Source organism: Tabrizicola sp. (assembly GCF_036781545.1).
Classification (GTDB): domain Bacteria; phylum Pseudomonadota; class Alphaproteobacteria; order Rhodobacterales; family Rhodobacteraceae; genus Tabrizicola.
This window is the reverse complement of the sequence record NZ_DAIQAT010000104.1, coordinates 1-12,054: the sequence shown is the minus strand read 5'-3', so window position 1 is coordinate 12,054 and position 12,054 is coordinate 1. Positions and strand designations below refer to the sequence as shown.

Below are 12,054 nucleotides of genomic sequence, written 5' to 3'. Positions count from 1 at the left end.
CTTGTCCGCGCTTCCCTGGAGGACAAGGTCCTGTCGCATTCTGATCCCGCCACCGGCCTGCCCGTCGGTCCGCGCCCGAAAACCCCCGACGCCGCTTCGCAAGAGCATCGCTCCGAGGACGTCCTGGCCCTGGTCCTGAAGTCGGTCGACGACGACAAGGCCGAGGATATCGTCGAGATCGACCTGCGCGGGCGGTCGGACGTGGCCGATTACATGGTGATCTGCTCGGGCCGTTCCTCGCGGCAGGTGGCCGCGATCTCGGAAAAGCTGGCCGACCGGCTGAAGCAGGAAATGCGGATCTCCGTCCGCATGGAAGGCAAGGAAACCGGCGACTGGGTGCTGATCGACGCGGGCGACGTGATCGTCCACGTCTTCCGCCCGGAAGTGCGCGAGTTCTACCAGCTTGAGAAGATGTGGCTTCCCGTCGGGTCCGGGGCGGGCGCGACCCGCGCTGCCAAGGCCTGATGCGCTTGCACCTTGTCGCCGTGGGCCGCCTGCGGGCGGGGCCCGAGCGCGATCTGGTGGACGATTACCTCACGCGACTGGACCGGACGGGCAGGCCCCTGGGCCTTGGCCCCGCCACCGAGCATGAGGTCGAGGACAGGAAGGGCGGGGGCATGGCGGCGGAAGCGGCGCTTCTGTCCCGCGCGATCCCCGAGGGCGCGGCGCTTTGCGTGCTGGATGAACGCGGCAAGACGCTCTCCAGCCCGGAGTTTGCGCAGGTGCTGGCGGGGTGGCGCGATGGCGGGCGGCAGGACGCGGCTTTCGTCATCGGCGGGGCGGACGGGGTGGACCCTGCGCTTCGCGCCCGGGCCGATCTGGCAGTCAGCTTCGGGCGGATGGTCTGGCCGCACATGCTGGTGCGGGTGATGCTGGCCGAACAGCTGTACCGTGCCGCGACGATCCTGGCGGGATCGCCCTATCACCGGGTGTAGGATCGGGTGGATGACGGATTGGTGGGTGCGAGCACACACCCTACGCCGAGGCGCGATTGTAGGGTGCCGTGCTTGCACGCACCATGCGTCCTACGCCAACGCCCGTTCTGCCGCCGTCCCCAGCCGCAAAAGCCACGCTTCCCCATGCGCTGCGCCCATCAGCGTGATCCCGCAGGACGGTTGCGAGGTCGGCAAGGTCAGCGCGCAGATCCCCATCAGATTGGCGATCCGGGTGTTGCGGAGAGCGAGAAGGTTCTCGCTCACATAGTAGCCGTCGTCGGTCATCAGCCGGTCGGCTTCCGGCGGCAGGATCGGCGAGGTGGGCAGGATCACCGCATCGAAGACGGCAGTCCGTTCGGCCCAGAGCTGCTGGATCGCCTCCAGCCGCCGCCAGGCCGCAACATAGTCCACCGCCATGACCGAGGCGCCCGAGCGGAAGCGGTCCAGGATGCGGGGGAACATCTTCTGCGGCGCGGCCTCGATCACCTCGCGCCAGATGCCATAGGCCTCGGAGGTGAAGACGACCGCCGCCAGCGCCAGCGCCTCGGCCACCTCCGGCAGCGTGATCCGCGTGATCTGCGCCCCGGCCCGGCCCAGCCGCGCGACGGCATCTTCGAACCCCTGCGCCGGACGGTCGCGCAGGTCGTCCAGCGCCACCGTCTCCAGCACGGCCAGCCGGGCGCCCGACAGGTCCGCCCCCGCCAGATCGGCCACCGGATCGCCACTGAGCGCCGCCAGAAGATGCGTGCAATCCTCGACCGAATGGGCCAGCGGCCCGATGGTGTCGAACCGCTCGCACAGCGGCACCGCGCCCGCCATCGGCAGGCTTCCTACAGTGGTCTTCAAGCCCACAAGGTCGTTCCAGGCCGCCGGGATCCGCACCGACCCGCCGGTATCCGACCCGATCGCCGCCGGGGCGAGGCCAAAGGCCACCGAAGCCGCCGCGCCCGAGGAGGAGCCCCCCGGCACCGCCTTGTCATCGTTCAGGCAGGGCGGCGTCGCCGTCACCGGGTTCAGGCCGAGACCGGAAAAGGCCAGTTCCGACATATGCGTCTTGCCAAGGCAGACCAGCCCCTGCAGCGTCGCGGTTTCCAGCACCGTCGCATCCCGGTCGGGCGTGCGGCTCTTGAGCAGGGCCGAACCCGCCTCGGTCGCCACGCCCGCCGTGTCGAACAGATCCTTCCAGCTGACCGGCACCCCATCCAGCAGGCCCTTGCGCAGGCCCGCCTTGGCCCGCGCCGCCGCCGCCATCGCCTCGCCCCTTGCGCGGGCTGCAGTGGCGCGGGCGTAGATGCGGGGGGCCAGCGGGTGGGTCTCGATCCGGTCGAGGAAGGCCTCGGCCAGTTCCACCGGATTGATCTTCCCCGCGCCGATCCCGCGCCCGAGGTCCGCCGCCGTCATGTTCGCCCAGGTCCCGCTCATCCCTGCCCCCCGTTTTCCGGGAACGGTAGCGGCTTGCCGACGCATGGACAATCCGTCGTGGCGGGCTAAGAAGAGGGACATGAGCTGGGACACCGATATCCTGATCGCGGGCGGCGGGCTGAACGGCCCCGCCTTGGCGCTGGCGCTGGCGCAGGGCGGCTTCCGCGTGACGGTCGTGGATGCCCGCCCCGCCCGGACCCGCGCCGAAGCCGGGTTCGACGGGCGCGCCTATGCGCTGGCCATCGCCTCGGTCCGGCTGCTGACGGCCATCGGCGTCTGGCCGAAGGTGGCCGACAAGGCGCAGCCGATGCTGGAGATCAAGGCGAGCGACGGCCGGGCGGGTGAGGGTGCTGCGCCCTTCCTCCTGCATTTCGACGCCGCCGAGATCGAGGAAGGCCCGATGGGCCACATGCTGGAGGACCGGCATCTCTATGCGGCCTTCCTTGAGGCGATGCAGGCGGTGCCGGAGATCACGCTCCTCTCCGGGGAAACCGTTCAGGCCCAAGAGGTTGGCCCCTCCGACGTCACGGTGACGCTGGCCTCGGGGCGGCGGCTGACTGCCGGTCTGCTGGTCGGCTGCGACGGGCGCGGCTCGGGCGTGGCGACCCGGGCGGGGATCAGGCGGATCGGCTGGGGCTACGGCCAGACCGCGCTGGTCACGGCGATCCGGCACGAGCGTGACCATCAGGGCATTGCGCACCAGTTCTTCATGCCCTCGGGCCCGCTGGCGATCTTGCCGCTGAAGGGCGGGCATCATTCCAGCATCGTCTGGAGCGAGACCGACGCCAATGCCGCCGCGATCCAGGCCCTGACGGATGCCGGATATCTGGATGCCCTGCGCCCCCGTTTCGGCGATTTCCTGGGCGGGATCAGCCTTGCCGGCGATCGCTTCACCTATCCGCTGTCGCTGTCCCTGGCCGAGCACTTTATCGCCCCCCGCCTGGCGCTGGTGGGGGATGCGGCGCATGGTGTCCACCCCATCGCAGGCCAAGGCCTGAACCTTGGCCTGCGCGATGTGGCGGCGCTGGCCGAGGTGCTGATTCTGGCCCGCAGGCGCGGAGAGGAACCCGGCAGCCCCGCAGCGCTGGAGGAGTATCAGCGCTGGCGGCGGTTCGATTCCACCGCGCTGGCCCTTGGGATGGACTCGGTCAACCGGCTGTTTTCCAGCGACAATCCGCTGCTGCGTCTGGGGCGCGACCTCGGGATGGGCGTGGTGAACGCCCTGCCCGGCCTGCGGCGTGGCTTCATGCGGCAGGCGGCGGGCTTGACGGGAGAGCTTCCGAAGTTGCTGACGGGGCGTCCGGTCTGACCTCCGGCTCGGCAGCTTCGGCGCTTGCCTCCGCCGCCGCGCTCTGCGAGGCCGCCTTCCGCGCCTCGCGCCGGTCGAGAAGATGGAAGAGCAGCGGGTTCGCCAGGATCGACAGCATCGCCCCCGCCACCACCAGATCGCGCGCCTCGTGCGGCACGATGTCCAGGGTCACGCCCATGCTGATGAGGATGAAGGAAAACTCCCCGATCTGCGCCAGACTGGCCGCGATGGTCAGCCCCGTGTCATGGTCATGCCCGAAGCCGCGGACGATGTAGTAGGCGGCAGCCGATTTGACGAAGATGATGATCGCCACCGTCCCGATCAGCGCCAGCGGGGCTGTGACGATCACGGTCGGGTTGAACAGCATCCCGACCGAGACGAAGAACAGCACGGCAAAGGCGTCGCGCAGGGGCAGCGTCTCGCGCATGGCCTGTTGCGACAGGGTGGAGGAGGACATCACCATCCCGGCGAAGAAGGCGCCCAGCGCGAAGGAGACGCCGAAGAAATAGGTTGCTCCATAGGCCACGCCCAGCGCGATGCCGAGGACCGAAAGCCGGAAGAGCTCGCGCGAGCGGGTCTGCGAGACGAAATGCAGCACCCAGGGCACGACCCGCTGGCCCACGACCAGCATCAGCGCGACGAAGGCCGCCGCCTTCGCCAGCGTGATCAGCACGGTCGCGGCGATGGGACCCACGCCGATGTTGCTGGTGACTTCGGCCACCGCCTCGGCCTCTTCCGCGACCGGCATCGCCGTGCCGCCCAGAAGTCCGGCGAGCGGCGGGATCAGCACCAGCGACAGGACCATGACCAGATCCTCGACGATCAGCCAGCCCACCGCCACGCGGCCCTTGTCGGTGGTGACGAGATCGCGATCCTGAAGCGCGCGGAGCAGGACCACGGTCGAGGCGACCGACAGCGCCAGGCCGAAGATCAGGGCCGCCCCCATGCCCCAGCCCAGGGCCCAGCCCATTGCGGTGCCGAAGGTGGTGGCTACCGCGATCTGGCCGATGGCCCCCGGCACCGCGATGGCCTTCACCGCCATCAGGTCGCGCGGCGAGAAATGCAGCCCCACCCCGAACATCAGCAGGATCACCCCGACCTCGGCCAGTTCCGCGGCAAGCTCGCTGTCGGCGACATAGCCGGGCGTGAAAGGACCGATGACCACACCCGCCAGCAGATAGCCCGCGATCAGCGGCAGCTTCAGCCGCTGCGCCAGAAGGCCGAAGACGAAGGCCAGGCCGAAACCGGCGACCAGGGTGGTGATCAGGGGCGTGTCGTGGGGCAAGCTTCATTATCCTTTCCGGCTCACACCCCCGGCCTGCGGGTGCGCCCAAGCGTCATCAAAGAAAAGTGTCAGGAGACAAGGGGATAGTAGGCACTGATTCGCGGTTTGCAACCGGGCCGACTGACGCTTTTGGTCACATTTCCGACTTTCGCGGAAACACTTTGTAATGTTACCGCTTGGAGATGCCCGAACTGATCCCGAACCCCCGCGCCCGCCGCCTGTTCCTGCAGCGCCACGCGCTCTCGGAACCGCCCGTTGGGCCTGCCTCCGGGCAGGCCTTGCATGACCTGATCGAGCGGATCGGCTTCGTGCAGGTCGACAGCATCAACACGGTGGCGCGGGCGCATGAGATGATCCTGTGGTCGCGGCGGCAGTCTTTCCGGCCGCCCGCGCTGAAGCGGCTGCTGGAGCGGGATCGCAGCCTCTGGGAGCACTGGACGCATGACGCCTCGATCCTGCCGGCGCGGCTGCACGGGATCTGGCAGCACCGCTTCCAGCGCGACGAAGAGCGGTTGCACAGCAACTGGCGGCGCTGGTTCCGCGAGGGGTATGAGGCACAATTCGACAATATTCTCAATCGGATAGCGAAGGACGGGCCGGTCGGAACCGCGGATGTCGGCGAGGGAGAGGTTCGCGGCAAGGGTGGCTGGTGGGACTGGCATCCCTCGAAGACCGCACTGGAATGGCTGTGGCGGACTGGGCGGATCGCCGTCACCCGCCGCGACGGCTTCGCCAAGATCTACGACCTGACCGAACGGGTGATCCCGGAGGCGCATCGGGCAGCGGTGCCCGCCGGGGAGGTGACGGACTGGGCCTGCCGGTCGGCCTTGAGGCAGCTGGGGTTCGGCACGTCGGGAGAGATCGCCGCCTACTGGAACGCGGTCGGCCCGGAGGCGGCCAAGCTGTGGTGCCGCGAGGCCCTGGCGCGGGGCGAGATCATCGAGGCCGAGGTCGAAGGCGCGCAGGGTCAACGCCGCAAGGTGTTCATCTTCCCAGAGATTCTGTCGGAGGAGCCTCCCGAACCCACCCCCCGGCTGCGCATCCTGTCACCCTTCGACCCCGCGCTGCGCGACCGCGACCGGGCAGAGCACCTCTTCGGCTTCTTCTACCGGATCGAGGTCTTCGTGCCCGAACCGAAGCGGGTCTGGGGCTACTACGTCTTCCCGGTGCTGGAGGGCGACAGGCTGGTCGGACGGATCGACGTGAAGGCTTTCCGTGACGCGGGCGCCCTGCGGGTCAAGGCCTTCTGGCCGGAAGCCGGGGTTCGCCTGACCAAGGCCCGGCGCGCGAAGCTTGAGGCAGAGCTTGACCGGCTGGCGCGGTTCGCGGGGTGTGACAGGGTGGAGTTTCTGGACGGATGGGTGAGAGAGACGCTGGCCCGGCCAAGCCTCTGAGAACGCAGCGGTAATCTGACGGTCTCAGGCCGGAAGCGATGTCTGGTTCCGATACGGAACGCGTATGGAAACCGTCCATACGCGCGGAGGGATGGAACCGCGTTAACCCTGCCAGCGCGAATCGGCTTTGGACGCGCGGTGGGCGGATCGCCCACCCTACGGGGCAGTCACAAGATGACAGCGGGCAGATCGGGTTTGCCTTCTGCCAGTCTTTCGGGAAGACTTTCCGCATGTTTGGTCTGCCGCTTCTCCAGCATTTTGTTCCGGCGGTTACTTCCAGCGCATCGGCGTTCGATGGTTGGGAGGACAGTTTGGTTCAGGCATCGTTTGTGGTTCTCGTTGTCGCCGGGCTAGTTTTTTGTGTGCATGTCCTGTTACGCGGCCAGCCTCGCCGGTCCCGGCGTCCAAAACGAGGCGGGCACGAGCCCCGCAGACAGCGCCCCTCCAACACGGCACACCCCCCCAGCGACAGCAGGCAGGCAATCCTGATCGACGGTTCGAACGTGATCTACTGGCTGGACAACACTCCGCAACTCGCTCCGCTCTTGCAGGTGGTACATGATCTGTCTCGACGGGGGCTGAAGCCCGGCGTCGTCTTCGATGCGAACGTCGGTTACAAGTTGACCGGAGAATTCATGGGCGAACGCGACCTGTCGAGGCTCTTGTCCCTACCGATGGATCAGATCCTTGTCGTGCCCAAGGGGAAGCAGGCCGACCCGTTCCTGTTGGAGACCGCCCGCGATCTGAAGGCGCGGATCGTGACCAATGACCGTTATCGCGACTGGACCGAGCGCTATCCAGACGTCGCGAGGCCGGCCCGTCTGGTCACGGGCGGGATGCGCGACGGGAAGGTGTGGTTACAGGGGCTGGACGCGAAGGAAGATGCGCTGTGAGCCGCATCCTGCACTGACGTCAGTCCGGCACCACCCACCCGTCGATCACCGAGACCGCCTCTTCCGCCGTTTCCACCATCGCGAACAGCGACAGGTCCTCGGGCGAGATCACGCCCGCATCCGCGAGATGGGCCCAGTTCACCACCTTTTCCCACCACTCCCGCCCGAAGAGCAGGAAGGGGATCGGCTTCATCCGTCCGGTCTGGATCAGGGTCAGGCTTTCGAACATCTCGTCCATGGTGCCGAAGCCGCCGGGGAAGACGCAGACCGCTTTCGCCCGCATCAGGAAATGCATCTTGCGGATGGCGAAGTAGTGGAAGTTGAACGACAGGTCCGGGGTCACATAGGCGTTCGGCGCCTGTTCGTGCGGCAGGACGATGTTCAGCCCGATGGACTGGCCCCCGGCCTCGTCGGCGCCGCGGTTGCCGGCCTCCATCACGCCGGGGCCGCCGCCGGTGCAGATCACGTTCTCGCGCCCGTAGGTGGCGATGCTGCGCTCGGTCATGATCCGCGCGAAGCGGCGGGCTTCGTCGTAGTAGTGCGACAGATCGGCCAGGGCCTTGGTGCGCGCGGTGTCGCGATGTTCCGGCGCGGGGATGCGGGCGCCGCCGAACATGACGATGGTGGTCTCGATGCCGCGCTCGTCCATGATCAGCTGCGGCTTCAGAAGCTCCAGCTGCAGGCGGACGGGGCGCAGTTCCTCGCGCGTCAGGAAATCGCGGTCGGCGAAGGCCAGGCGATAGGCGGGCGCGCGGGTCTGCGGCGTGTCGGGAATGCGCCTTGCCGCCGCGATATCCTCGACCGAATCGCGGAACGGGTGGCTTCGGGGTTCGTCTTTCATGTGTCGCGCCTGGGAATTGCGTGGGTCTTTGCCAAGCCTTATAGGGTCGGCTGCCGCATGACCAACCGAAAAGGGAAGAGCCCCATGTCGAACGCCGCGCTGGAAGCCGCCATCGAAGCCGCCTGGGAGGCGCGTGATGGGATCAGCCCCGCGACCAAGGGCGAGACCCGCGATGCCATCGAGGCCACCCTTTCGGCGCTGGACAACGGCAGCCTGCGGGTGGCCGAGAAGCGCGGCACCGACTGGCATGTGAACCAGTGGGCGAAGAAGGCGGTACTGCTGTCGTTCCGCCTGACCGACATGCACGAGATCTCCGGCTCGAACGGGGGCGCGAACTGGTGGGACAAGGTGCCGTCGAAATGGCAGGGCTGGACGGCGGAGGACTGGCGCGAGGCCGGGTTCCGCGCGGTCCCGGGCTCCATCGTCCGGCGGTCGGCCTATATCGCCAAGGGCGTGGTGCTGATGCCAAGCTTCGTGAACATCGGCGCCTATGTCGATGAGGGGTCGATGGTCGATGGCTGGGCCACCGTCGGGTCCTGCGCGCAGATCGGTCGCGACGTCCACCTGTCGGGCGGCGTCGGCATCGGCGGGGTGCTGGAGCCGATGCAGGCGGGGCCGACGATCATCGAGGACAACTGCTTCATCGGCGCGCGGTCGGAAGTGGTGGAGGGCTGCATCATCCGCGAGGGCTCGGTCCTGGGGATGGGGGTCTTCATCGGCAAGTCGACCAAGATCGTCGACCGGGAAACCGGCGAGGTGATGTATGGCGAGGTCCCGGCCGGATCGGTCGTGGTGGCGGGGTCGATGCCGTCGAAGGGGGGCGTGAACCTCTACTGCGCGGTGATCGTGAAGAAGGTGGATGCCCAGACCCGGGCGAAGACCAGCATCAACGAGCTTCTGCGGGACTGAGGGAGAGCGGATCATGACGGAAGAGCCCGGCAAGACGAAGCGACCACAGCAGGTGTATTCGCTGCTGGTCCAGGTGGGCCGCAAGGAGGGCGACGGCTTGCCGCCCAAGGCCACGGGGGCGGGGCTTCTGTGCTATGCGTCGGGCGTCGATGAGGCCGAGGCGGTGCGCGAGACGGTGGCGATTCTGAAAGAGGCCGAGATGGCTCCGCTGGAGGTCGAGGGGCTGGGGACGCTGGAAGAGCGGATGCAGGGCGGCGAGGAAATCGACGACGAGGAGCGCTTCCTGATGGAGCGGGCACTGCGCGAGAATTCGGTGATCGTCGCCGAGATCACGCCGTTCTTCGACTGACGCGGCGACGCACACGCCTTGCGGTTGCAGGGGCGCGCCCAAGCGGTTAGGGAACGTCAACGCCCGGACATGGGCCCGAACCTGGACCCGACGATGCCCTTCGATCCCGTAGACCCGGTGGAACTGACCGCCAAGCTGATCCGCTGCCCTTCGGTCACGCCGGAGGAAGGCGGGGCGATCACCCTGCTGGAAACCATGCTGGGCAAGGCGGGCTTTGCCTGCACGCGGGTGGACCGGGGCGGGATCGCCAACCTTTATGCGCGCTGGGGCAAGGCGGGGGCGAACAAGGCCTTCGGCTTCAACGGTCATACCGACGTGGTGCCGGTCGGCGATGCCGAGGCCTGGACCTACGACCCGTTCGGGGCCGAGATCCGCGACGGGTTCATGTATGGCCGGGGGGCCTGCGACATGAAGTCTGGGGTGGCGGCCTTCGTCGCGGCGGCGGCGGATTTCGTGCGCGAGACCCCGCCCGACGGCGCGGTGATCATCGCGATCACCGGCGACGAGGAGGGCGAAAGCAAGGACGGCACCATCGCGATCCTGGACTGGATGGCCTTCAACGGCGAGCGGATGACGCATTGCCTGGTGGGCGAGCCGACCTGCCCGAACGAGATGGGCGAGATGATGAAGATCGGCCGCCGCGGGTCGCTGACGGCCGACATCACGGTCGAGGGGGTGCAGGGGCACAGCGCCTATCCGCACCGGGCGAAGAACCCCTTGTCCGCCATGGTGAAGCTTCTGGCCCGGCTGGAGGCGGAGCCGCTGGACCGGGGGACGCAGCATTTCGATCCCTCGACCCTTGCGATCACCACCATCGACTGCGGCAATCCGGCGGGGAATGTGATCCCGGCCAAGGCCACGGCGCGGATCAACATCCGCTTCAACGACACGCACTCCGGCGACACTCTGTCGGCCTGGCTGCGCCATGAGGCCGAGGCGGTAGCCGAAACCACGGGCACGACCATCGCGCTGAAGATCAGCGTCTCGGGCGAGGCCTTCCTGACCCCGCCGGGCGAATTGTCCGCGATGGTGGCCAAGGCCGTGCAGGCCGAGACCGGGCGGAAGCCGGTGGCCTCGACCAGCGGGGGGACCTCGGATGCGCGCTTCATCAAGGATCATTGCCCGGTGGTGGAGTTCGGGCTGGTCGGTAAGACGATGCACCAGGTGAACGAACGGGTGGCGGTGGACCAGATCGACCAGCTGAAGGCGATCTATACCCGCATCCTGCAGGACTATTTCGCATGACGCCATCGGACCCGATCCGCATCGAGGTGACGGCGGATGTGCCGACCTGCCAGGCTTTGCGCCGGGTGGTCTTCATCGACGAACAGGGCGTGAGCGAGGCGGACGAGGTCGACGGGCTGGACGGCCGGGCGATCCATCTTCTCGCCTGGGACGGGGACTGCCCGGTCGGGACGGCACGGCTTCTGGTCAAGGGCGCGACGGGCAAGATCGGCCGGGTCTGCGTGCTGCCGGAAGCGCGCGGTCTGGGCCTGGGCGCGGCGCTGATCGGCGCGGCGCTGGAGGTGCTGCGGGCGCAGCCGGGGTTGGCGGAGGCCTATCTCGGCTCGCAGAGCCACGCGACCGGCTTCTACGAGAAGCTGGGCTTCGCCGTCGAGGGCGAGGAGTTCCTGGACGCCGGCATCCCGCACCGCCACATGCGCCGCGCCGTGTGACCGGCTGTTTCCAGGCGGAGCGCTGACGCGCAAGCCTTTGGTCTCGTCGTCGGGGCTTGCGCCCTCCTCCTCGGGCGTGCCTCCGGCGGGGATATTTGCTGCCAGGCGAAAGGGCTTGTCGGGTAGTCTTGGCCCATCCGGCGTGCTAGGTCTTCGGCCATGAAAGCTTTGCCCTCCAAGGATGAAATCCGGCAGTGGATTTCCGAGAACCCCGGCCTTTCGGCCAAGCGTGACATTGCCAAGGCCTTCGGCATCCGGGGCGATGCCCGGATCGAGCTGAAGCGCCTGCTGCGCGAGTTGGAGGACGAGGGCGTGGTGGAGAAATCCGCCCGCCGCTTCCGCGAGCCGGGGGTGCTGCCGCCGGTCGCCGTCTTGCAGGTGCTGCCACCGGATGCGGCGGGGGACCTTTATGCGAAGCCGCTGGAAGAGGGGGTGGATGACAGCCCCCGCATCCTGATCATTCCCAAGAAGGGCGACCCCGCGCTTGGTGCGGGGGACCGGATTCTGGCGCGGCTCGCCAAGGTGGACGTCGACGACCACGCCTATGAGGCGCGGCTGATCCGGCGGCTGGGGTCGAACCCCCGCAAGGTGCTGGGGGTGTTCCGTCTGGGGTCGCAGGGCGGGCGGATCGTGCCGGTCGAGAAGGGCGACGACAAGGAATGGCGCGTCTCGGCGGACATGACCATGGGCGCGAAGGACGGCGAACTGGTCGAGGCCGAGGCGGTGGGCGCGCGGCGGCTGGGCCTGCCCGCGGCGCAGGTCACGGCGCGGCTGGGCGATCCGGCGGGGCCGCGCGCGGCAAGCCTGATCGCCATCCACCAGCACGGCATCCCCGATGTCTTCCCCGATGCGGTGATCGCCGAGGCCGACCGGGCAGAGCCGGTGGGCATGGCGGGACGCGAGGATTTGCGCGACCTGCCTCTGGTCACGATCGACCCGGTGGATGCACGGGACCGCGACGATGCGGTTTTTGCCGAGGCCGATACCGACCCCGGCAATATCGGCGGCTTCGCGATCTGGGTCGCCATCGCCGATGTGGCG

13 protein-coding genes are annotated in these 12,054 nt (G+C 68.1%); 10 read left to right on the top strand and 3 right to left on the bottom strand.

The features are described 5' to 3' along the window. The first annotated feature begins 123 nt into the window (after positions 1 to 123). Both rsfS and rlmH read left to right on the top strand, forming a co-directional pair. On the top strand, positions 124 to 465 hold the full coding sequence (rsfS, locus tag V7Q39_RS14440) for a ribosome silencing factor (protein WP_333817304.1): 342 nt from the start codon (positions 124 to 126) through the stop codon (positions 463 to 465). Then, entirely contained in the window at positions 465 to 935 is a 471-nt protein-coding gene (rlmH, locus tag V7Q39_RS14435; protein WP_333817301.1) for a 23S rRNA (pseudouridine(1915)-N(3))-methyltransferase RlmH, read from the top strand. Before rsfS ends, rlmH begins: the two co-directional genes overlap by 1 nt. A gap of 90 nt (positions 936 to 1,025) precedes the next feature. Here the strand turns inward: rlmH and V7Q39_RS14430 are convergent, their stop codons facing one another. After that, positions 1,026 to 2,357: an amidase gene (locus tag V7Q39_RS14430; protein WP_333817300.1), complete on the bottom strand. Its 1,332-nt coding sequence runs from the start codon at positions 2,355 to 2,357 to the stop codon at positions 1,026 to 1,028. A 79-nt stretch (positions 2,358 to 2,436) separates the two neighbouring features. Here V7Q39_RS14430 and V7Q39_RS14425 point away from each other — a divergent pair, with 79 nt between their 5' ends. Beyond that, positions 2,437 to 3,666 carry a UbiH/UbiF/VisC/COQ6 family ubiquinone biosynthesis hydroxylase gene (locus V7Q39_RS14425; protein WP_333817299.1) on the top strand — a complete coding sequence of 410 codons (1,230 nt, stop codon included), beginning with the start codon at positions 2,437 to 2,439 and terminating at the stop codon, positions 3,664 to 3,666. Here the strand turns inward: V7Q39_RS14425 and V7Q39_RS14420 are convergent. Beyond that, positions 3,602 to 4,951: a cation:proton antiporter domain-containing protein gene (locus tag V7Q39_RS14420; RefSeq protein ID WP_333817297.1), complete on the bottom strand. Its 1,350-nt coding sequence runs from the start codon at positions 4,949 to 4,951 to the stop codon at positions 3,602 to 3,604. The two genes, V7Q39_RS14425 and V7Q39_RS14420, sit on opposite strands and share 65 nt — an antisense overlap. Positions 4,952 to 5,133: 182 nt before the next feature. Between V7Q39_RS14420 and V7Q39_RS14415 the strand changes: the two genes are divergently transcribed. Together V7Q39_RS14415 and V7Q39_RS14410 are read left to right on the top strand one after the other, a co-directional pair. Beyond that, positions 5,134 to 6,345, top strand: coding sequence for a winged helix-turn-helix domain-containing protein (locus tag V7Q39_RS14415; RefSeq protein ID WP_333817296.1), 1,212 nt, complete (start codon positions 5,134 to 5,136; stop codon positions 6,343 to 6,345). A 38-nt stretch (positions 6,346 to 6,383) separates the two neighbouring features. Further along, positions 6,384 to 7,238 (top strand): NYN domain-containing protein, encoded by an 855-nt coding sequence (locus V7Q39_RS14410; protein ID WP_333817295.1) that lies wholly within the window; start codon positions 6,384 to 6,386, stop codon positions 7,236 to 7,238. 19 nt (positions 7,239 to 7,257) lie between these two features. Here V7Q39_RS14410 and V7Q39_RS14405 read toward each other — a convergent pair whose 3' ends face one another. Further along, the gene (locus V7Q39_RS14405) at positions 7,258 to 8,079 is read right to left on the bottom strand and encodes an LOG family protein (protein WP_333817294.1); all 822 of its coding nucleotides are present in this window, start codon (positions 8,077 to 8,079) and stop codon (positions 7,258 to 7,260) included. 84 nt (positions 8,080 to 8,163) lie between these two features. Between V7Q39_RS14405 and dapD the strand changes: the two genes are divergently transcribed. From dapD to V7Q39_RS14380, 5 genes are all read left to right on the top strand, one after another. Next, positions 8,164 to 8,988 carry a 2,3,4,5-tetrahydropyridine-2,6-dicarboxylate N-succinyltransferase gene (gene dapD / locus V7Q39_RS14400; RefSeq protein WP_333817303.1) on the top strand — a complete coding sequence of 275 codons (825 nt, stop codon included), beginning with the start codon at positions 8,164 to 8,166 and terminating at the stop codon, positions 8,986 to 8,988. Between the two features lie 13 nt (positions 8,989 to 9,001). Then, positions 9,002 to 9,337 (top strand): hypothetical protein, encoded by a 336-nt coding sequence (locus V7Q39_RS14395; RefSeq protein WP_333817293.1) that lies wholly within the window; start codon positions 9,002 to 9,004, stop codon positions 9,335 to 9,337. 93 nt (positions 9,338 to 9,430) lie between these two features. After that, complete coding sequence (gene dapE, locus V7Q39_RS14390; RefSeq protein WP_333817292.1) at positions 9,431 to 10,582, top strand: succinyl-diaminopimelate desuccinylase; 1,152 nt, start codon at positions 9,431 to 9,433, stop codon at positions 10,580 to 10,582. A 14-nt stretch (positions 10,583 to 10,596) separates the two neighbouring features. Beyond that, a complete protein-coding gene (locus V7Q39_RS14385) occupies positions 10,597 to 11,013 on the top strand; it encodes a GNAT family N-acetyltransferase (RefSeq protein WP_333817302.1) in 417 nt (138 codons plus the stop codon). A gap of 159 nt (positions 11,014 to 11,172) precedes the next feature. Beyond that, positions 11,173 to 12,054 (top strand): RNB domain-containing ribonuclease (locus V7Q39_RS14380; RefSeq protein WP_333817290.1); only part of this gene is annotated, 882 nt, incomplete at its 3' end.